Annotated in this window: 19 protein-coding genes; 8 read left to right on the top strand and 11 right to left on the bottom strand. The window is 77.0% G+C overall.

Going from position 1 to position 20,458, the window contains the following annotated elements:
- Positions 1-9: 9 nt before the first annotated feature.
- Together ACYVOF_RS15710 and ACYVOF_RS15705 are read left to right on the top strand one after the other, a co-directional pair.
- Entirely contained in the window at positions 10-1,134 is a 1,125-nt protein-coding gene (locus ACYVOF_RS15710) for a DUF3027 domain-containing protein (protein WP_460868087.1), read from the top strand.
- A gap of 200 nt (positions 1,135-1,334) precedes the next feature.
- A complete protein-coding gene (locus tag ACYVOF_RS15705; protein ID WP_460868085.1) occupies positions 1,335-2,402 on the top strand; it encodes a lysozyme in 1,068 nt (355 codons plus the stop codon).
- 12 nt (positions 2,403-2,414) lie between these two features.
- Here the strand turns inward: ACYVOF_RS15705 and ACYVOF_RS15700 are convergent, their stop codons facing one another.
- Positions 2,415-2,741, bottom strand: a complete 327-nt coding sequence (locus ACYVOF_RS15700) for a DUF2530 domain-containing protein (protein ID WP_460868083.1) — start codon at positions 2,739-2,741, stop codon at positions 2,415-2,417.
- A 91-nt stretch (positions 2,742-2,832) separates the two neighbouring features.
- On the opposite strand from ACYVOF_RS15700, the gene ACYVOF_RS15695 reads away from it, so the two are divergent.
- On the top strand, positions 2,833-3,264 hold the full coding sequence (locus ACYVOF_RS15695) for a MarR family winged helix-turn-helix transcriptional regulator (protein ID WP_460868082.1): 432 nt from the start codon (positions 2,833-2,835) through the stop codon (positions 3,262-3,264).
- Positions 3,265-3,327: 63 nt separating this feature from the next.
- On the opposite strand, the gene ACYVOF_RS15690 is transcribed toward ACYVOF_RS15695, so the two are convergent.
- Complete coding sequence (locus ACYVOF_RS15690; RefSeq protein WP_460868080.1) at positions 3,328-4,518, bottom strand: GNAT family N-acetyltransferase; 1,191 nt, start codon at positions 4,516-4,518, stop codon at positions 3,328-3,330.
- Complete coding sequence (locus ACYVOF_RS15685; RefSeq protein WP_460868466.1) at positions 4,518-6,014, bottom strand: glutamate--cysteine ligase; 1,497 nt, start codon at positions 6,012-6,014, stop codon at positions 4,518-4,520. Before ACYVOF_RS15685 ends, ACYVOF_RS15690 begins: the two co-directional genes overlap by 1 nt.
- A 97-nt stretch (positions 6,015-6,111) precedes the next feature.
- Between ACYVOF_RS15685 and ACYVOF_RS15680 the strand changes: the two genes are divergently transcribed.
- Complete coding sequence (locus ACYVOF_RS15680; protein WP_460868078.1) at positions 6,112-6,921, top strand: TrmH family RNA methyltransferase; 810 nt, start codon at positions 6,112-6,114, stop codon at positions 6,919-6,921.
- On the top strand, positions 6,918-7,448 hold the full coding sequence (locus ACYVOF_RS15675; protein ID WP_460868077.1) for a DUF2537 domain-containing protein: 531 nt from the start codon (positions 6,918-6,920) through the stop codon (positions 7,446-7,448). Before ACYVOF_RS15680 ends, ACYVOF_RS15675 begins: the two co-directional genes overlap by 4 nt.
- Here ACYVOF_RS15675 and ACYVOF_RS15670 read toward each other — a convergent pair.
- The 8 genes from ACYVOF_RS15670 to serC form a co-directional block, all read right to left on the bottom strand.
- Positions 7,432-8,934: an acetyl-CoA acetyltransferase gene (locus tag ACYVOF_RS15670; RefSeq protein ID WP_460868075.1), complete on the bottom strand. Its 1,503-nt coding sequence runs from the start codon at positions 8,932-8,934 to the stop codon at positions 7,432-7,434. The genes ACYVOF_RS15675 and ACYVOF_RS15670 overlap by 17 nt on opposite strands.
- 19 nt (positions 8,935-8,953) lie before the next feature.
- A complete protein-coding gene (locus ACYVOF_RS15665) occupies positions 8,954-9,181 on the bottom strand; it encodes a DUF6480 family protein (protein WP_460868073.1) in 228 nt (75 codons plus the stop codon).
- Between the two features lie 89 nt (positions 9,182-9,270).
- Positions 9,271-10,284: a PHP domain-containing protein gene (locus tag ACYVOF_RS15660; protein WP_460868071.1), complete on the bottom strand. Its 1,014-nt coding sequence runs from the start codon at positions 10,282-10,284 to the stop codon at positions 9,271-9,273.
- Positions 10,285-10,289: 5 nt separating this feature from the next.
- A complete protein-coding gene (locus ACYVOF_RS15655) occupies positions 10,290-10,676 on the bottom strand; it encodes a hypothetical protein (RefSeq protein WP_460868069.1) in 387 nt (128 codons plus the stop codon).
- Between the two features lie 38 nt (positions 10,677-10,714).
- The gene (gene sepH / locus ACYVOF_RS15650; RefSeq protein ID WP_460868067.1) at positions 10,715-11,578 is read right to left on the bottom strand and encodes a septation protein SepH; all 864 of its coding nucleotides are present in this window, start codon (positions 11,576-11,578) and stop codon (positions 10,715-10,717) included.
- Between the two features lie 106 nt (positions 11,579-11,684).
- Positions 11,685-13,562, bottom strand: coding sequence for an ABC transporter ATP-binding protein (locus tag ACYVOF_RS15645; RefSeq protein WP_460868066.1), 1,878 nt, complete (start codon positions 13,560-13,562; stop codon positions 11,685-11,687).
- Entirely contained in the window at positions 13,559-15,358 is a 1,800-nt protein-coding gene (locus ACYVOF_RS15640; protein WP_460868064.1) for an ABC transporter ATP-binding protein, read from the bottom strand. Before ACYVOF_RS15640 ends, ACYVOF_RS15645 begins: the two co-directional genes overlap by 4 nt.
- 194 nt (positions 15,359-15,552) lie before the next feature.
- Positions 15,553-16,689: a phosphoserine transaminase gene (serC, locus tag ACYVOF_RS15635; protein ID WP_460868062.1), complete on the bottom strand. Its 1,137-nt coding sequence runs from the start codon at positions 16,687-16,689 to the stop codon at positions 15,553-15,555.
- Positions 16,690-16,827: 138 nt separating this feature from the next.
- Between serC and ACYVOF_RS15630 the strand changes: the two genes are divergently transcribed.
- From ACYVOF_RS15630 to ACYVOF_RS15620, 3 genes are all read left to right on the top strand, one after another.
- Entirely contained in the window at positions 16,828-18,126 is a 1,299-nt protein-coding gene (locus tag ACYVOF_RS15630) for an MFS transporter (protein ID WP_460868061.1), read from the top strand.
- Entirely contained in the window at positions 18,123-19,613 is a 1,491-nt protein-coding gene (locus ACYVOF_RS15625) for an ABC transporter substrate-binding protein (RefSeq protein ID WP_460868059.1), read from the top strand. The genes ACYVOF_RS15630 and ACYVOF_RS15625 overlap by 4 nt, the downstream gene beginning before the upstream one ends.
- Positions 19,610-20,458: ABC transporter permease (locus ACYVOF_RS15620; RefSeq protein ID WP_460868057.1), on the top strand; the 849-nt coding region annotated here is incomplete at its 3' end. The genes ACYVOF_RS15625 and ACYVOF_RS15620, both read left to right, overlap by 4 nt.

Raw genomic sequence — 20,458 nt, 5'->3', positions numbered from 1 at the left:
TGCGGCATCATGGGTGCGGTGAGCAGCGCCCAGACCCCGACCGCCGAGCCCGCGACCACCGAGCAGGCCGGCGGCGGTGCGCCCGAGGTCCGGCCCGTGCTGGCGCAGGCCGTCGACGTCGCCCGCGCCTCCGTGCTCGACGGCCTCGAGCCCGGCGCGGCCGAGCGGGTCGGCGAGCACCTCGGCGTCGTCGCCGAGGAGGGCGGCGCCGCCACCCACCGCTTCGCGGCCGCGCTGCCCGGCTACCGCGGCTGGGAGTGGGCCGTCGTCGTCGCCGCGACCCCGGACGCCACGGACGTCGACGAGGTCACCGTCAGCGAGGTCGTCCTGCTGCCCGGGTCCGACGCCCTGGTCTCCCCGGCCTGGGTGCCCTGGAGCGAGCGGGTGCGCGCCGGCGACCTCGGCGCCGGTGACCTGCTGCCCCCGCCGGCGGACGACCCCCGCCTCGCGCCCGCGTACCTGGCCAGCGACGACCCCGCCGTGGAGGAGGTCGCGCTCGAGCTCGGCCTGGGCCGGGTCCACGTGATGAGCCGCGAGGGCCGCCTCGACACGGCCGAGCGCTGGGAGGCCGGCGACACCGGGCCCGGCTCGGACTGGGCGAAGGCCACCGACCTCACATGCGGCACCTGCGGGTTCTACCTCCCCGTGGCGGGCTCCCTGGGGGCCGCGTTCGGCGTCTGCGGCAACGAGATGGCCGCCGACGGCCGCGTGGTCCACGCCGAGCACGGGTGCGGCGCGCACTCCGAGGTGGTCGTCGAGGTGCCGCCGGTCGCCCCCGTGACCGAGCTGACCTACGACGACACCCAGCTCGACGTGGAGGCGCTGCCCCGCCGGGACCCGGCCGCCGCCGCGGGAGCCGCCGCCCGGCCCGAGCGGGCCGCCGACGAGAGCTCGCCCGGGGACCCGGTCGAGTCCGGCGAGGAGGTCCCCGGCGACACCGACGGCGAGGAGACCGGCCCCGGGACCGTGCCCGGCGAGCCGCTGCCCGCCGGGCGACCCGAGCCCGACACCGACACCCCCGACCCGTCGCCGGGCGAGATCCCCGCCGAGTCGCACCCGGCGGCGCCGGACGACGACGCCCCGGTGGACCCCGACAAGTCCGTCGAGCAGGACGAGCCCGCACGCCAGGAGTGACCTGACCCCGGCCGCCCGGCGCGAGCCCGACCTGTGAGGCCCCGTCCGGCCGGCCAGCCGCGACACGCCGCCACGCCGGCCTGCGTGACAGCAGGTCGCAGGGGGAGTAGTGGCCCTCTTGTGACCATGGTGGCGTGTGGGGCATGCTCCCGGTGGCGTTCCGTGGGGGGACGACCACTCTGAGCGACTGGGGAGTCCTCGTGCTGCTGCGTCACCACCCGTCCCGGCTGCTCGCCGCGGCCACCCTCGCCGGGCTGCTGGCGGCCGTCGTCGGCGCCGGCACCGGTGCGGCGCAGACCAGCGACCCCGGCGCCACGACCGCCGCGGCGTCCCCGTCCGCCGGCGAGTACCTCCCGGTGCCCCCGGACTACGACCCGGCCGGTGACTCGCTCGGCTCCACCCTCGACGACCACCCCGAGGCCGCGCAGCCCGCGGCCCCCGGCGGGGTCAGCGCGTCCGCCGTCCAGGGCCAGCCGCTCGGCCTCGACGTGGCGAGCTACCAGGGCAACGTGAACTGGGCGCAGGTCGCGGCGAACCAGGGCCGCTTCGCCTACGTCAAGGCCACCGAGGGCTCGCCCGGCGCCGGGGCGTACACCAACCCCTACTTCGGCCAGCAGTACAACGGGTCCTACGCGGCGGGCCTGATCCGCGGGGCCTACCACTTCGCCCTGCCCAGCCTGTCCAGCGGCGCCACCCAGGCGCAGTACTTCGTCAGCAACGGCGGCGGCTGGTCGGCCGACGGCCGCACCCTGCCGCCGATGCTCGACATCGAGTTCAACCCGTACCAGAGCCTGGGCGACACCTGCTACGGCCTGTCCACCAGCCGCATGCAGGCCTGGATCAGCGACTTCTCCCAGACGGTGAACCGGCTGACCGGCCGCTACCCGACGATCTACACCAACACCTACTGGTGGAACCAGTGCGTGGGCTCCGGCGGGACCTTCGGCCAGGACAACCCGCTGTTCGTGGCCAGCTACTTCTCCTCGCCCTACGGCCGCACCCCGGCGGTGCCGTCGCAGTGGGGCTTCCACACCATCTGGCAGTGGTCGGACTCCGGGATCTTCCCCGGCGACCAGGACATCTTCAACGGCAGCTACGACCAGCTGGTCACATTCGCCCGCGGCGGTGCGGGCGGCCCCGTCGTCACGCCGCCGCCCACGACGACGCCCCCGCCGACGACGACGCCCCCGCCGGCGCCGACGGACTTCTTCGCCGTGCTCCTGGCCCTGCTCACCCAGTTCTTCCGCTCCCTGGGCTTCCCCGTCTAGGACCGGACGGGGTCAGCGCAGCCCCTGCTGGCCCCGTCCGCCGCGACGGACCTGGCGGCGCTGCAGGAAGAAGATGGTGTAGCCGACCGCACCCAGGGCCAGCCCGACCAGGCAGGTCGCGAACGCCTCGCCGAGGCCGTCACCGCTCACCCCGCGGACCGTCACGACGACGGTGGCCACCAGCCACGCGAGGGTGCCGACGACCATGACCGGGCGCGGGTCGGCCAGCGGCCCGGGCAGCGGCGGCACCGCCGGCGCCGGGTCCGGCGCGGCGGGCCCGGACGGCGCCCCGCTCTCGGCGCCGGGGTCCGGGCGCCGGGCGTCAGGGGTCTCGTCCACGGGGTCGAGGCTAGCCGGGCCGCACCCCGGCCGAGCGCCGTGACCTGCCGGTTCTGCCGGTTCTGGGGTGGTCGTGTCGTAGGGTCACGACGTGACTGCCGACCCGCACCAGGTCGGGGCCGACCTGGGCCTCGCCGCGCTCCGGCTCAACCGGCGGCTGCGCGTGCAGCGCCGGGACGCCCGGGTGAGCCTCACCCAGGCCTCGGCGCTGGTGACGCTGGTCCTCGGTGGACCGATGACGCCGGGGGCGCTGGCCGCCCGCGAGCGGGTGCAGCCGCCCTCGATGACGCGGGTGATCGCCGCGCTGGAGCAGCTCGGGTTCATCGACCGCGAGCCGCACCCCACCGACCGCCGCCAGGTGATCGTCTCGGTGTCCGCGTCGGGCGCGGAGTACGTGGCGGCGGAGACCTCGGCCCGCGACGCCTGGATGGACGCCCGGATGCGCGAGCTCAGCCCCGACGACGTCGAGGTGCTGGCCCGCGCGGTCGCCCTCATCGACCGGATGGTCGGCAGCGACACCTGACCCGGGTGTGATTCCTGCACCCAGGACGCGAGCTTGCGTTCACACCCCGGGAGAGCCACACCCCTAGAAGCCGGTCCCGTGGCGGGGCTCGCGCTCAGGGGTGAGCGCCAGGTCCAGCGCGGCCACGGCGGCCACCCCGGCCCCGTCGCGCAACCGCAGCCGGCCCGCCGCGTGCAGCACCCGCGCCCGGTGCGCCCCGAGGTAGAGCGCGCCCAGGTCGGCGACGTCGCAGGCCAGGTCGGGCTCGGCGGTCGTGGCCTCGCAGCGCGCCCCGTCCGGGCCCGCCACGAGCCGCACCGTCGCGCTGCGGCCCAGGAACGGGTCGGCCACGGCCAGCACCAGGTCGACCGGCGCCGCCCACGCCCGCAGCTCCAGGGCCCGGGGCACGTCGAGCACCCGCAGCCACAGCCCGTCCCGGCTGGTCACCACCCGGGCCAGCCGGGGGTCGGTGAGCATGGCGGCCACCGGGTCGTCGCGGCTGGACTGCACCGCGACCACGTCGGCCAGGTCGAGGCCCAGCAGCACCCGCCACAGCGCAGCGTGGGCGGCGTCGGTCGCGGCGACGAGGTCGGCCACCTCGACGCGGCTGCCGCGCACCCGGTAGGAGCACCAGCCGTCGGGGTGCACGAGGTGGAACAGCCCGCTGGCCCCGCCGCGGGTGGACGGCCGGTCGGCGAGCAGGAAGTCCCACCACGCGGCGGGCCGGGTGATCGCGCCGGGGGTGCGCGCCGCCCAGCGGGCGTACGACCCGGGCGCGTGGGCGCGGGCCTCCTCGGGATCGGCGTAGCGGACCCCGCCCGGGTCGGGGGCGTCGTCGCGGAGCACCGCGTGGCGCCGGTCGACCTCCCACTCCGTGCGCCGGGTGGCGGCTCCGTAGCCGAAGCGGCCGTAGATCGTCGCCTCGCTGGCGGTGAGCGCGGCCAGCACCGCCCCCTCGTCGAGGAACCGCCGGTGCTGCACCGCCATCAGCTCGCGCAGCACCCCGCGGCGGCGGTGGGTGGCCGCGACGGACACCCACGACACCCCGGGCACGTCCACGCAGGACCCGCCCGGCACCGTCATCCCGAGCCGGAAGTGGTTGGCCGCGCCCACGACCCGGCCGTCGGCCTCGGCGACCAACGCGTCACCCCCGGCCAGCGCGGCCCGGGCCAGCACCACCTCGGACTCGTCGTAGGCGACGCCGAAGGCGCGCTCGTCCTGGGCGACGAACGCGTCCCAGTCGGACGGTCCCGCCGTGCGGACGGCCACGTCCATCAGCTCTCCCAGGTGTGCACCGGCTCGCCGGCGTGCATCCCGACCACGTAGCGCCGCAGCATCTCCTGCAGCGCACCGGCCCGGTCGAGCCCGCGGTCCTCGGCGCGCACCACCGCCTCGCGCTGCCACGACGCCCCGGTCTGCCTGCTCAGCGCCCGGGCCTCGATGACGCCGAGGTAGCGCTCGCGCGCCGCCGCGCCCACCCCGTAGGCCTCGAGCCCCTGGTGGGCCAGCGGCAGCAGCCGGCGCAGCACCAGCTCGTCGGGGCGCACCCAGCCGACCTCGGGCCAGTACAGCTGCGCGTCCATCCCCTCCCGCGCCCCCGAGTGCAGGTTCTCCTCGGCGGCGTCGAACGACATCTGGCTCCACAGGGGACGCTCGGCGTCGACCAGGGCGCGGAGCGTGCCGTAGTAGAACGCGGCGTTGGCCATGGTGTCGACGACGGTGGGACCGGCGGGCAGCACCCGGTTCTCGACGCGCAGGTGCGGGGTGTCGCCGACGGTGTCGTAGATGGGCCGGTTCCACCGGTAGACGGTGCCGTTGTGCATCCGCAGCTCGGCCAGGCCCGGGGTGCGCCCGGCGTCGAGCTCGGCGAGGGGGTCCTCGTCGGAGCACACCGGCAGCAGCGCGGGGAAGTAGCGCGAGTTCTCCTCGAACAGGTCGAAGATCGAGGTGATCCAGCGCTCCCCGAACCACACCCGCGGCCGCACCCCCTGGTTCTTCAGCTCCAGGGGGCGGGTGTCGGTGGCCTGCTCGAAGACGGGGATGCGGCTCTCGTGCCACAGCGCGCGCCCGGCCAGGAAGGGCGAGTTCGCGCCCAGGGCCACCTGCACCCCGGCCAGGCACTGCGCGGCGTTCCAGTGGTCGGCGAACCGGTCCGGCTCGACCTGCAGGTGCAGCTGCAGCGAGGTGCACGCGGCCTCGGGCAGGATCGTGTCGGTCACGCTGCGCAGGTGCTCGCGCTCGGTGCGCCCCGGCAGGGCGACGCCCTCGATGTCGAGCTCGATGTCCTCCCCGCGGGCGGCGAAGATCTGCTCGTTGAGCAGGTCGTAGCGGGGGCTGGCGGAGAACCACTGCCGCTGGAAGTGCTCGTGGTCCAGCGTCGGCAGCATGCCCACCATGACCAGGTGGCTGCCGAGGGAGGCGGCCCGCTCCTCGGCGGCGTTGAGCGAGTCCCGCAGCGCCCGCTCCAGCGCGCCCGGGCTCTCCCCGGCCAGCGGCTGCGGCGCCACGTTGATCTCGATGTTGAACTGCCCCAGCTCGGTCTGGAAGTCCGGGTCGGCGATGGCGTCGAGCACCTCGGCGTTGGCCATGGCCGGGTTCATCTCGGCGTCGACCAGGTTGAGCTCGACCTCCATGCCCAGCTGCGGCTCCGCGGCGGCGAACGCCTCGTCGGCGAGCATGCGGCCCAGGGCGTCCATGTCGGTCTGGACCTTCTGCCGGAAGCGCGCCCGGTCCTCCCGGGTGAACTCGGTGCGCTCGACGGCGTCACCCACGTCGGCCACCCCGGACGACGCGTGCGTGATCACCCATGCGCCCACCGTCGCACGCCGGGCCCCGGGACGCCACGAGCGGCCTGGCAGACTCGCCGACGTGGTGGCTGTGCTCGAGGTGACCGACCCGTCCGACCCGCGGCTCGACGACTTCCGCCACCTCAACTCCCTGGACCGCCGCCCCGACCTGCCCAGCGGCAAGGGCCTCGTCATCGCCGAGGGCGTCCTCGTCGTCCAGCGCGTCCTGGACTCCCGCTTCCCGCTGCGCGCGCTGCTCGGCGTCGCCCGCCGGCTCGACGAGCTGCGCACCGACCCGACGTTCGACGACGCCACCGCCGACGTGCCGTTCTTCCTCGTCACCGCCGAGGTCATGGCCGAGGTCGTGGGCTTCCACCTCAACCGCGGGGTGCTGGCCGCCGCCGACCGGGCCGCCCCGCTGGCCCTGGCCGACGTGCTGCCCGGCGCGCGGACCGTCGTCGTCCTCGAGGGCGTCAACGACCACGAGAACCTGGGCTCGATGTTCCGCAACGCGGCCGGGCTGGGGGTGGACGCCGTGCTGCTCGGGGCGCGCTGCGCCGACCCGTACTACCGCCGCAGCGTGCGGGTCTCCATGGGCCACGTGCTGCGGGTGCCCACGGCGACGGTCCCGGACTGGCCCCGCGGGCTGGACGTGCTGCGGGCGCAGGGGTTCCGGCTGGTCTCGCTCACCCCGGCGGCGGACGCGGTGCCGCTGAGCCAGGCCCTCGGTGCGGAGCGGGTGGCGCTGCTGGTCGGGGCGGAGGGGCCCGGGCTGACCGAGCAGGCCATGGCGGCCACCGACGTCCGCGCCCGCATCCCCATGGCCCCCGGCACCGACTCCCTGAACGTCGCCACCGCGGCCGCCCTGGCCTGCTACGAGCGCGTGCGGTGAGCCTCGTGCTGCGGCTGGGCCGCGGGGTCGAGCTGGCCGGGGGCGTGCCCGACGGCTGGCTGCCCCCCGGGCTCACCGACGAGGCGCGCCGCGAGCTCGCCGAGTGGCACTCGCTGGCCCCGGCCGGGGCGGGCGCTGCCCAGGACGTGCTGCGGGCCCGGGCGGAGGAGCTGGCCGAGCGGATTGCCACCGAGACCTCGACCGTGGTGGCGGTGGTGGCCGGTGACGAGGTGCGCACCTTCGGCGCACCCGAGGCGCCCGAGTCGGAGCCGACGCCGTGGGGGACGGGGCTGACGCTGGCCGGCGCCACCGGGGCCGTGGTGCTGGTCGCCTTCCTGGCCCTGTACTCCGGCCTGGCCGCGCTGAGCCCGCTGCTCGCCGCGGGGGTGCTGGCCGTGGTCGTGGTCCTGCTGGTGCCGACGGGGCTGCGCTACCGGTGGCTGCCGGTGTGGCGCTGGGTGGTGCACGGTGCGGCCGCCGGGGTCGTCCTCGGCTGGCTGTGGCTGCTGCTCACCGCGCTGACCTGACCCGGGTGCCCGCGTCGGTCACCGCCAGCTCGACGGTGGTGCCGACGACGTCGCGCAGCGGGCCGTCCGGCCAGCCCTGCGACAGCGCCCGGGCGCTGTCGACGTCGCCGGGGGTGGTCTGCAGCGCCACCCGGTCGCCGGCCGCGGTGCGGGCGACGAGGAACGCCTGCTCGGGGCCCCCGGCCTTGGCGTGGCTCACCGTCGCCGCCGCCACGACGACGGGGCCGTCGGCCGGCGCCACCAGCCGGGGGGCCGGCCCGGTGGACGTGGCCACGGGCTCCGGGTCCCCGACGAAGCCGTCCGGGTGGGCGCGGTCGGCCAGCAGCACCGCGTGCTGGGAGGTGAGGAAGCCGCCGTTGGCGTGGACCAGGGCCAGGTGCGCGCCGTCGCGCAGCCGGGCCACCGCCGCGACGACGGCGTGCAGGCTGTAGCTGTTCAGCGGCCCGCCGAAGCTGGAGTGCCCGCCCGTCACCGTCGGCACCGTGTCCCGCGGCAGGCCCAGCGCGGACACCGCGAGCTTGGGCACGACGGGGAACGGGCTGTACACGTCGAGCACGTCGAGCTCGGCCGCACCGACCCCGCCCGCGTCGAGGGTGCGGGTCAGCGCCGAGGCCAGCGCGGCCGAGCGGGACAGGTCGGCCCGGCGCAGCAGGTCCGCCTCGTCCGCCGCGCCCGCACCGCCCCAGAGGTGGGCGCACCGGTCGGCGACGCCCAGCTCGCGGGCCACGGCGAGGGACGTGACGAGCACGGCGGCGGCCTGGTCGACGTGGGGCAGCGCGTTGACCCGTAGCGGGTACGGCTCGCACACCACGCGGTTGGCCGGCCCGACGGTGCCGACCTCGGCCGGGGTGCGCACCTCCGGCACCCACGCGGCGGGGTTGTCGGCCGCGACGACGGAGAAGTCGGCGTAGAGCTGCGCCGACCACGCGGCCGCCTCGGCGGGGGACTGGCCCAGGGCGTGGCTCAGCGCGCTCTCCAGCAGCGGGTACACCCGCACGGGCAGCAGCAGGCCGGTGTCGACCATCGCTCGGCTGCCGACGTCGGCGAGGTCGAACACGGCCCGCCCGCCGGGCTCCCGGGACCACGCCGGCTCCACCCCGGCCCGGTCGTGGGCCATCACCGAGGCCTGCGCCTCACCCCCGGCCACCAAGGCGGCCCGGGTCTGCCCGGCGGCGACCCGGGCCCCGGCCTCGTCGAGCAGCCGGGCCGGCCACTGGCCGCCGACCCCGCTGGCGAAGCGGTGCCCCGGCCGGGTGCCCAGCCGGGCGGCGAGCAGGCCCGGCAGGTCGTCGTAGCGCCAGCTGGCGACGTCGACGGTGAGGACGGTGTCGACCTCGGCGAGCACGTCCGCGCCGGCGTCGGCCGCCGCCGCGCGGGCAGCGTCCACCACCAGCTCGAGGGGCTCCCGGGCCCCGGCCACGGTGCGGCCGCGGTTGGCGACCACCTGCCCGACCCCGACGACCACCGGCACCCGTGTCGCGTCCACGGGCGCCGAGGCTATCGGGTCAGAAGAACCCGCCCATCTTGCCGAAGATGCCGATGACGATGAGGGCGACGACGACGAGGATGATGACGATCGCGCCGAACGGCAGCGCCAGGCCCCGCTGCTCCGGGGTGTGCTGGGAGTCCCCGGTCAGCGCCGAGGTGCTGGACTCGATGGGCGGGGTGTCGCCGGGGGTCACGCTGCCGCCGGCCTCGAGACCGACGGTCTTGGACGGTTCGGGGTTGGTCATGGCCCCAGGGTGCGCCGGGGACCGGCGTCGTGCGCGCTGGACCCGGTGCGGCGAGAGGGTTCTCACGCCCGGGCCGCCCTGCGGGACGCTCAGCCCCGGCCGGTCCAGGCCAGCAGGTCGTCCACCGGCCAGGTGTTGACCACCGTCTCCACCGGCACCCCGCACTCCTCGGCCCGCGCGCAGCCCAGCAGCTGCCAGTCGAGCTGGCCGGGGGCGTGGGCGTCGGTGTCGATGCTGACCAGGCAGCCGGCGGCGACGGCCTCGCGGAGCAGCCGCCGCGGCGGGTCGAGCCGCTCGGGCCGGCTGTTCACCTCCACCGCCACGTCGTGCTCCGCGCACGCGGCGAACACGGCGGCGGAGTCGAAGCTGCTCTCCGGGCGGGTGCCGCGGCCGCCCTCGACGAGCCGGCCGGTGCAGTGCCCCAGCACGTCGGTGTGCGGGTTCGCGACCGCGCGCAGCATGCGGCGGGTCATGGCGTCGGCATCGGCGCGCAGGTCGGAGTGCACCGAGGCCACGACGACGTCCACCCGGCCCAGCAGCTCGTCGGTCTGGTCGAGGGTGCCGTCGGCGTTGATGTCGCACTCGATGCCGGTGAGCAGCCGGAACGGGGCCAGCTCGGCGTTGAGCCGCGCCACCAGGTCGAGCTGGGCCTCCAGGCGGGCCGGGCTCAGGCCGTGGGCGACGGTGAGGCGGGGGGAGTGGTCGGTCATGGCCAGGTACTCGTGGCCCAGCTCGAGCGCGGTCACCGCCATCTCCTCGACGGGGCTGCCGCCGTCGGACCAGTCGCTGTGGGCGTGCAGGTCCCCGAGCAGGGCCGCGCGCAGCGCCTCGCCCCCCTGCGCCAGCGGGGCCACCCGGCCCTCCAGCTCGGCGAGGTAGTCCGGCACCGCGCCGTCGTGGGCCTGCTGCGCCACGGCGGCGGTCTTGGGGCCGATGCCGCGCAGCTCGGTCAGGGTGCGCGCGGCCAGCCGGGCGTCGAGCTCGGTGGGCGGCAGCTCGACGAGGATCTGGGCGGCCCCGCGGAAGGCCTTGACGCGGTGGGACGTGGCCCGCTCCCGCTCGAGCAGGAAGGCGGTGCGGCGCAGCGCGGCGACGGGGTCCACGGCGCTCAGCCTGCCAGCGCCGCCCGGAGCCCGTCGACGTCGGCCACCGTCACGGTGAGCCCCGGGTGGCGCAGCCGCCCCGTCGGCTCGATCCCCCGCACCGGCTCGCGGAACGTGATGCAGACGCCGCGGTCGCCGTTGGTGGCGAAGGTGAGACCGCGGTCGGTCACCGAGAGGTGCGGCGGGCCCGCGGTGAGCGGGAACGAGTAGGGGCCGGTGACGTCGGTGCCGGCGACGTTGCTGCGCGGGGTGCGCACCGTCCAGGGGCCGAAGCGGACGACCAGCTCGTCGTCGGTCACCCGGACCCCGCTGCGGGCCGGGGTGACGGTGAAGGGCAGGGCGGCCACGCGGTAGGCGGTGGTGAAGCGGAAGGCGAGCTCGGTGGTGGGCACGCGGCCCAGCGTGCCCGCCGCGGCGGGGTCCGGCAGGACTAGCGGCTGCGGACCCCGAGCAGCACGTCCTCCCAGGAGGGGAGGCTGGCGTGGCCCTTGGCGTTCTTGCGGGCCTTGTGGCTCGCCGGGGCGCGCGGCGCGGGCGGCGGGTCGGCCGGGGCGGCGGCCTCGGGGGCCTGCTCGTCCCGGGCCTCGGGGTCGGACCCGGCCCCGGTGGTGGGCCCGGCGGCGTCGAGCACCTCGTCGGGCTCGACGACCTCGACCGCGGGGCGGGTCAGCGCCGCGACCGGGGCGACGGTGCGCAGCGGGCGGGTGGGGTCGGGGTGGACGAGCTCGGCGGCCACGTCGTCCAGGGCGGTCACGGTGCCGCCGTGCGCCCCGGGCTGGAAGCGCCAGTGCGCGGTGTTGGTGGAGCGGCCCGCACGCCACTCCAGCTGCACCAGCCAGCGCCCGTCCTCCCCGCGCCAGGCGTCCCAGGCGGCGGTGTCGAGGTCCTGGCCGCGGGCGCGGAACGCGTCGGTGACCACGCGGTCCAGGGTGGCCACGGCGGGGCCGTCGGGCAGCACGGGGTGGGCCTCGCGGGCCAGGTCGGCGGCGCGGGAGCGCTCCAGCAGCACGGGGTGGGCGAAGCGCTCGACGCGCTGCACGGGCATCCCGGCGACGGCAGCCACCTGCTCCACGCTGGCCCCGCCCCGGATGCGGGCCTGGATGTCGCGGGGGCGCAGCTGGCTGTCCAGCTCGATCTCGATCTGGCCGAGGCGGCTCAGGTCGCCCCGCGCGGCGGCGCGCAGCTTGTCGTCCGCCGGCAGGCAGTACTGCTGGACCTTGCCGGTCTCGCCGATGCCCTCGCAGACCACCGACGTCCCGTCGGCGTCCAGGCCGATGACTCGCAGCGCACGCACGTGGCCTCCCGGTGTCCTCCGCCGCCCCGGGGACGAGACGAACGACACGAGTGTAATTCACCCGTGACCGGATCGGGGCACACCGCACCGCCACCCACACGGGTGATCACGCCAGGGAGCGCTCCCACTGCGCGTGCAGCTCGGCGAACGCGCCGCCGGCGGCCACGAGCTCCCCGGGGCTGCCGTCCTCCACCACCCGGCCGTCGTCGACGACGAGCACCCGGTCCGCGCCCAGCACGGTCGAGAGCCGGTGGGCGATGACGACCGCGGTGCGGCCGTGCAGCACCCGCTCCAGGGCAGCCTGCACCGCCGCCTCGCTGGGCAGGTCGAGGCTCGAGGTGGCCTCGTCGAGCAGCAGCACCGCGGGGTCGGCCAGGAACGCCCGGGCGAACGCGACCAGCTGGCGCTGCCCGGCCGAGAGCCGCCCGCCGCGCTTGCGCACGTCGGTGTCGATGCCGTCGGGCAGCGAGGCCAGCATCGCGTCCGCGCCCACCGCGGCGGCCGCCGCCTCGACCTCCGCCCGGGTGGCGCCGGGCCGGCCCAGCGCGATGTTGTCCGCGACGCTGCCGCCGAACAGGAACGACTCCTGGGTGACGAGCACGACCGCCCGGCGCAGGTCCGCGTCGGCCAGGTCCCGCAGGTCGACCCCGTCGAGGGTGACCGCCCCCGTCGTGGGGTCGTGGAACCGGGCGACCAGCCGCGCCAGGGTCGACTTGCCCGCCCCGGTCGGGCCGACGACGGCCACGGTCTGCCCCGCGGGCACGGCGAGGTCCAGGCCCAGCACGGTGCGCCCGGGCGCCGAGGGGTAGGCGAAGGCGACGTCGCGGAAGGCCAGCGCGCCCGGGGTGGGGCGGGGCAGCGCCGCGGGGTGCTCCGGCTCGACGACGCCGGGGCGCTCCTGCAGCACCCCGGAGATCTTCTCCAGCGCCGCGGCCGCGGACTGGAACGAGGTGAGGAACATGGCCAGGTGGTCGAGCGGGCCGTAGACGCGGCGCAGGTAGAGCACGAAGGCGGTGAGGACGCCGAGCTGCAGGTCCCCGTCGGACACCCGCAGCGCGCCCCAGGCCAGGACGACGACGAGGGTGACGTTGCCCGCGGTGCGCAGCGCGGCGGTGTAGACGGACAGCAGCCGACCCGAGGCCGCGGTGGACTCGCGGTGCGGCGCCCCCACCTCGGCCATGATCGCGACGTTGCGGGGCTCGCGGCGGTAGGACTGCACCGCGCGGATGCCGTTCATCCCCTCCACGTAGGCCACCACGACCTCGGCGATCGCGGTGCGCTGGGTGCGGTACACCCCAGTCGAGCGGCGCCGGTACCAGCGGGTGGCCGCAGCGACGGGCAGGAACCCGGCCAGCACCACCACGGCCAGCGGCAGGTCCAGCCACAGCAGCACGGCCGTCACGGCCACCAGCGAGAGCAGCGAGCTCACCAGCTCACCCAGGTCGTCCTCGAAGAGCTGGCCGAGGCTGTCGAGGTCGCTGGTGAGCCGGGAGATGACCCGCCCGGAGGTGTAGCGCTCGTGGAAGCTGACCGAGAGCCGCTGCACGTGGCGGAACACCCGGTCCCGCAGGTCGAGCAGCACGTCCTGCCCCACGCGGCCGGAGACGAGGACGAACGCCGAGCGCAGGCCCGCCGAGGCCAGCCCGACGGCGGCGTAGGCCACGGCCAGCACCACGGCACGGCCCGTGTCCCCGGCCAGGGCGGCGGGCACGGCGGTGTCGACGAACGCCGCGACGAGCAGCGGCCCGGCCAGCGCCGCGGCCGTCTGGCCCACCGCGAGCAGCAGGGCGAGCCACGCCCGGTGGCGGTGGGGGGCCAGCAGCGAGCGCAGCAGCGCCCGGGACCGGGCGGCCAGCGCGAGCGACGTGCCCGCGGTGAGGTCGGCGACGGCGGTGTCCTCGCTCGCCACCCCGCGCCACTGCTGCCCGGCGGTGTCGTCCTGCGCCGGCCCGGCGGTGCGGTCCTGCGCCACCCCGGTGCTCACGCCGTCACCCCGACCGGGGCGTCGGTGCCGGCGATGACGTGGCGGTACGCCGCCGAGGTGGCCAGCAGCTCGGTGTGGGTGCCGGTGGCGGCGACGCGGCCGTCGGCCAGCAGCACCACCCGGTCGGCCAGGGCCACCGTCGAGGGCCGGTGGGCGACGACGAGCGCCGTGACCCCGACCAGCACACGGCGCAGGGCGCGCTCCACCTCGGCCTCGGTGTGCACGTCGAGCGCGGAGAGCGGGTCGTCGAGCACCAGCACGGCGGGCCGGCCCAGCACGGCGCGGGCCAGGGCCAGGCGCTGGCGCTGGCCGCCGGACAGGCTCAGCCCCTGCTCGCCGATGCGGGTGTCCACGCCCCAGGGCAACCGGTCGACGAACTCGGTGCAGTGCGCCGTCTCCAGCGCCTCGCGCACCTCGGCGTCGGTGACCGGCCGCGGGCCGAGCGCGACGTTCTCCCGCACGCTGGCCGAGAACAGCACCGGGTCCTCGAAGGCGGTGGCCACGTGGGTGCGCAGGGTGTCCAGGGCCAGGTCGCGGACGTCGACGCCGTCGAGCAGCACCGCACCGGAGGTGACGTCGTGCAGCCGGGGGACCAGCGACGTCAGGGTCGTCTTGCCGCTGCCGGTCAGCCCGACCAGCGCCACCGTCTCCCCGGGGGCCAGCTCGAGGGACACCCCGCGCAGCACCGGCTCGTCGGCGTCGGGGAACCGGAACCCGACGTCGCGCAGCGTCAGCCGGCCGCGGACCGGGGTGGCGGCGGGCACCGGGTGGGCCGGGTCGGTCACGGCGGGGGCGGTGTCGCGGACCTCCCAGTAGCGGTCGGACGCCGAGGCGGTCTTGTTGGCCTCGGCCAGCAGCCAGCCCAGCGACTCGACCGGCCACTGCAGGTAGACCACGACCGTGACGGCGGCGACGACCGCGCCGAGGCTGACCGAGCCGTGCGCGAGGCCGAACCCTCCCAGCACCAGCGTCGCGCCGACGGCCAGCTCGGGCAGCGCGATGATCGCGGCCCACAGCACGGCGAGGATGCGCACCTTGCGCAGCTCGGTGGCCCGCAGCGCCCGGGCGCCGACGGCGAAGCGTCGCGCGGCGTGGGGCCCGCGGCCGAAGGCCTTGAGCACCCGCACCCCGAGCACCGACTCCTCGACCTCGGTGGCGAGGTCGCCCACCTGGTCCTGGGAGAGCCGGGCCGCGGCCTTGTACCGGCCCTCGAAGACGGTGGAGATGACGACCATCGGCACCACCAGGCCCAGCGCGACCAGCGCGAACGGCGGCCACAGCACCACCAGCACGACGCACCCGAGCACGGTGGTGACGGAGTTGACGACGAGGAACACGAGGCCGAAGGCGAGGAACAGCCGCACCGTCGACAGGTCGGAGACCGCGCGGGAGAGCAGCTGCCCGCCGTGCCAGCGGTCGTGGAACGCCACCGGCAGCCGCAGCAGGTGGGCGTGAAGGTCCTCCCGCATCCGCCGCTCCACGCCCGCGGTGGGTCCGGCGATGACCCAGCGGCGCAGCGCGATGAGCCCGGCCTCGGCGAGCCCGACGGCGAGGGCGAGGACGAGCAGCCCGGTCACGGCGCCTAGGCCGCGGCCGTCGGCGAGCGCGTCGACGACGCGCTCGGTGATGAGCGGGACGACGAGGCCGGCCGCGGAGGCCAGCGTCGCCGCCACCCCGGAGACGAGCAGCGGGGTGCGGATCGGGCGGACGTAGGGGCCCAGTCGCCGCAGCGAGGCCAGGGTGGTCGAGCGGGGTGCCGCGGTGGGTGGGGCGGGGGGTGCGGGTGCAGGTGTCATGAGCGCCGCGAACGATACGGCGCACCCCCGACCGCGGCGACCGCATTTCCGGTGCCGCGCCCGGCTGGACCGCACCAGGCTGCACCGGATCCCGGCCCGGCCGCGGGATCCCACGCGGGGACCGGGATCGGGTGCAGCTGGAGTCGCGCGGGCCGGGATCGGGTGCAGCGGGTGCCGGCGCGCGGCCGGGCGGGTCAGGACAGGGCGGACACCACGTGGTCGATGCACGCGGTCAGGGCGGTGACGTCGTCGGGCTCGACGGCGGGGAACATGCCGATCCGCAGCTGGTTGCGGCCGAGCTTGCGGTAGGGCTCGGTGTCGACGACGCCGTTGGCCCGCAGGGTCGCGGCCACCGCGGCGGCGTCGACCGAGTCGTCGAGGTCGACGGTGCCGACGACGAGCGAGCGGTGCGCGGGCTCGGCCACGAACGGGGTGGCGTAGGACGACGCCTGCGCCCAGTCGTAGAGCCGCGACGAGGAGTCCGTGGTGCGCGAGACGCACCAGTCCAGCCCGCCCTGGGCGAGCATCCACTCCACCTGGTCGGCCAGCAGCAGCAGCGTGGCCACGGCGGGGGTGTTGTAGGTCTGGTCCTTGGTCGAGTTGTCCAGCGCGGTGGTCAGCGACAGCGACTCCGGGATCCACCGGTCGGTGCGGGCGCCGACCTCGGCGACCCGCTCCAGCGCGGCCGGGCTCATCAGGGCCAGCCACAGCCCGCCGTCGGAGGCGAAGCACTTCTGCGGCGCGAAGTAGTAGACGTCGGCCTCGGTCGGGTCCAGCGGCAGCCCGCCGGAGCCGGAGGTGGCGTCGATCGCGACCAGCGCGTCCCCCGACGGGCGTCGCACCGGGGTCATCACGCCGGTCGAGGTCTCGTTGTGGGCCCAGCCGACGAGGTCGACGCCCTCGTCCGCGGGGACCTCGGTGATGGGGGTGGCCGTGCCGGGCTCGGCCTTGACGACCAGCGGGTCGCGCAGGAACGGGGCGCCGGCGTTGACGGCGGCGAACTTCGAGCTGAACTCGCCGTTGGTGCCGAGCATCGCGCGCTCGCGGACCAGCCCGGCCGCGGCCGCGTCCCAGAACGCGGTGGTGCCGCCGTTGCCGAGGACGACCTCATGGCCCTCGGGCAGCGAGAACAGCTGGCGCAGGCCCTCGCGCACCCGGCCCACGGTGGCCTTGACCGGCTTCTGCCGGTGGCTGGTGCCCATGACCGCGTGGCCGGGCCCGACCAGGGACGCGAGCTGCTCGGGGCGGACCTTCGACGGCCCGCACCCGAAGCGGCCGTCGGACGGCAGCAGGTCGGCGGGGATGGTCACGGCGCTCGCAGCTGTGGTCATGCCCACCATCCTGCCGCGACCGGGGCGACCGGCAGCCACGGGGCACTTGTCAGCGATGACACGCAAGTGCGACTGTCTTGCAACAAGGCCGGGACGGGTCTGATAGAAATGACAACCGTTGTCATCAAGGAGGTGATCGTGCGCGCTGCGCTCGCGCGGTGGTCGGTGCTGGGCGGGCTCGCCCAGGCCCCACCGGTGGTCCGCCTCCTGGTGCTCACCCAGCTGGCGTTCAACGTCGGCTTCTACCTGGTGCTGCCCTTCCTGGCCGTGCACCTGCTCACCGACCTCGCCCTCGCCGGGTGGGTGGTGGGGCTCGTGCTGGGGCTGCGCACCGCCAGCCAGCAGGGGCTGTTCGTCGTCGGCGGGGCCCTGGCCGACCGCTGGGGCACCCGGCCGGTGGTGCTGCTCGGCTGCGCGGTGCGCGTGGTCGGCTTCGTCGTCCTCGGCCTGGCCCCGTCCCTGCCCGGGGTGCTCGTCGGCGCCGTGCTCACCGGCCTGGCGGCCGCGCTGTTCTCCCCCGCGGTGGAGTCCGCGCTCGCCGTCGAGGCCGCCGCGCTGCAGCGGTCGGGCAGCACCACCCGCAGCGACGTCTTCGCCCTGTTCGCGGTGGCCGGCGAGGTGGGCGCGGTGACCGGGCCGCTGCTCGGTGCGGTCCTGCTGGGGGTGGGCGGCAGCGCCGGCTTCCCGACGGTGTGCCTCGTCGCCGCGGGGGTCTTCGTCCTCGTGCTGGCCGCGCACGCCCGGCTGCTGCCGCGCCGTCCGGCCCCGCACGCGGCCGACGGGGTGGTGGCGGGCTGGGCCGAGGTCGCCCGCAACCGCCGCTTCGTGCTCTTCGCCCTCGGCTGGAGCGCCTACCTGCTCTGCTACAACCAGCTCTACCTGCTGCTGCCCGCCGCCCTCACCGCGGCCACCGGCTCCGCCGCCGCGCTGGGCTGGCTGTTCGCCCTCGCCTCGCTGCTGGTCGTGGCGGGCCAGGTGCCCACCACCGCGTGGGCGCGGCGCCGGCTGTCCCCGGCGCGGGCGGTGGTCCTCGGGATGGCCGTGCTGGCCGCGGCGTTCGCCGTCCCCGGGGCGCTCACCCTGCTGCCGGGGCCGGCGCTGGGCCCGGCCGTCGCGCTGGTGGTGCTGCTCACCGCGGGCCAGGTGCTCGCCGTCCCGTTCGGCCAGGAGCTCGTGGCCCGGCTGGCGGGGGAGCGGCGGCTGGGCACCTACTACGGCGCGCTGGCCAGCGCCGGCGGGGTGGCCGTGCTCGTCGGGTCCACGGCGACCGGCCTGCTCGTGCCGCTGCTCGGCCGCCCGGGCGTGCCCGGCGCCCTGCCGTTCCTCGCCGTCGCCCTGGTCCCGGCCGCCGGCGCCCTGCTGCTGGCCGCCCTGGCCCGGCGCGGCGCGCTCGACCCCGTCGCCCCGCCCACCCCCGACCGGGAGGTCCCCGCGTGACCCGCCCCCGCCTGCCCCTGCCCGTCCGGCTCGTCCTGGCCGGCCTCGCCGTCCTGCTCGCCGGCTGCTTCAGCGCCCCGGCCGACCCCGCGGCCGGGGCCGACCGGCCGCTGAGGGTGGCGCTGGCCTTCCCGCCGGTCGCCGGGCTCTCCCCGTTCGGCGACGACGCCCTGGTGCTCAGCCGGCTCGGCGTGACCGACGGCCTCACCGCGCTGGACCCGGCCGGCTCCCCGGTGCCCGCGCTCGCCGCGCGGTGGGTGCGGCAGGACCCGACGAGCTGGCGGTTCACCCTCGCACCGGACCTGGTGTTCCACGACGGCACCCCGGTCACCGCGGACGCCGTCGTCGGGGCGCTCACCGCGGCCACCGCGGCGAGCCCGGTGCCGCGGGCGGTGCGCGGGACGGGCCTGAGCGCCACCGCCGAGGCCGGTGACGTCGTCGTCCGCACCAGCTCGCCCGACCCCGTGCTGCCGCAGCGCCTCTCCAGCCCCACCCTGGCCGTGCTCGCCCCCGCGGCGTACACCGCGGCGGGGGTCGACCCCGTCCGCCACGGGACCGGGCCGTACGTGCTCGAGTCCGTCCGCGGCACCGAGGGGGCGACGCTCACCGCCTTCGCCGGGTACCGCGACGGACCGCCGGAGGCGCCCGGCGTCGAGGCGCGCTTCGTCACCGACGCCGCCACCCGCGCCTCCGCGCTGCGGGCCGGGGAGGTCGACGTCGCCGACGCCCTGCCGATCGCCCAGCTGCCGCTGCTCGAGGCCGGGCAGGTGCAGCAGGTCGCCCTGCCGCGCACCGACAGCCTGCTGCTCACCACCACCTCCCCGGTGTTCTCCGACGCCGGGCTGCGCTCGGCCGCGGCCGCCGCCGTCGACCCCGCCGCCCTGGCCGCCGGGGTGTTCGAGGGTCAGGCGGACGCGGCGACCGGCCTGTTCGGCCCGGCCGTCCCCTGGGCCGCGGGCCGGGCGGCCCCGCTCCCCGCGGCGCCGGCGGTCGACCCGGGCGGGCGGGCCGTCACCGTCGCCACCTACTCCGACCGCGCCGAGCTGCCCGAGACCCTCACCGTCGTCGCGCAGTCGCTGACCGACGCGGGCTTCACCGTCACCCAGGTGGTCCGCAGCTACGCCGACCTCGAGGCGGACCTGCTCGCCGGCCGGTTCGACGCGGCCGTCGCCTCCCGGTCCTCCCTGCTCGACACCGGGGACCCGGCCGCGTTCCTCGCCGCCGACGTCACCTGCGGCGGCGGCAACAACCTCGCCCGGCTCTGCGACCCGGGGATCGACGCGGCCGTGGCGGCGCTGGCCGGGGTCGACGACGTCGCCGAGCGGCGGGTCGACGCCCTCGCGGTGGAGGCGCAGGTGCTGGCCACCCGGGCGGTGGTGCCGCTGGTGCACGAGCGCGCCCGGATCGGCGTGGGCACCGACGTCACCGGCGTGGCGGCCGACCCGTTCGAGCGCAGCCTCGTCACCGCCGCGACCCGCCGGCGGTGAGACGCGCACTGCCGGTGGCGGGCACCGTCCTCGGCGCCGTGGTGCTGACCGGGCTGCTGCCGGTGCTCAGCGGCCGCGACCCCGCGCTGGCCGTGCTGCGGGCCCGCGCCGCCGAGCGGGAGGCCGACCCGGCCGCGCTCGCGGCCGTGCGCGCGGAGCTGGGGCTCGACGAGCCCGGGTGGTGGCGCGCGCTGCGGTGGCCGCTGGACGCCGCGCGGGGTGACCTCGGCACGTCCTGGGTGTCCGGGCGACCCGTGGCCGGTGCGCTCCCCGCCGCGGTCGGGGTGTCGCTGACCCTGGCCCTGCTGGCAGCCCTGGTCGCCGTCGTGGTCGGCGTGGGGCTGGCGGCGCCGGCCGTGCTCCGGGTGCTGCGCGGCCGTCCCCCCGCGGTGTCGCTGGGGGCGGGGGTGCTCGCCGCGCTGCCGGAGTTCCTGCTCGCCGCCGTGGGCGTCGCCCTGGTGGCCACCCGGTGGGGGGTGCTGCCGACGTCGGGGTGGACGGGGCCGCGCGCGGCCGTGCTGCCCGCCCTGGCCCTCGGCCTGCCCACCGGGGCGGTGCTGGCCGTGCTGCTGGGCGGCTCCGCCGGGGCCGCGCTGCGCGAGCCGTGGGTGCGGGCCCGGCGCGCGGCGGGGCTGCCCGCGCGGCGGCTGCTGGTCGGGGCCGCACGTCGGGCCGTCGCCGACCTCGCCCCGCAGCTGTCCCTGCTGGTCGCGGGGCTGCTCGGCGGTGCCGTCGCGGTCGAGTCGGTGTTCGCGGTCCCGGGCCTGGGCCGGCTGGCGTCCGCGGCGGCCCGCAGCCAGGACGTGCCGGTGGTGCAGGCCTGCGTGGCGCTGCTGCTCGCGGCG

It is taken from the genome of Rhodococcus aerolatus, assembly GCF_054783215.1.
This window is presented reverse-complemented; position numbering and strand designations above follow the sequence as displayed.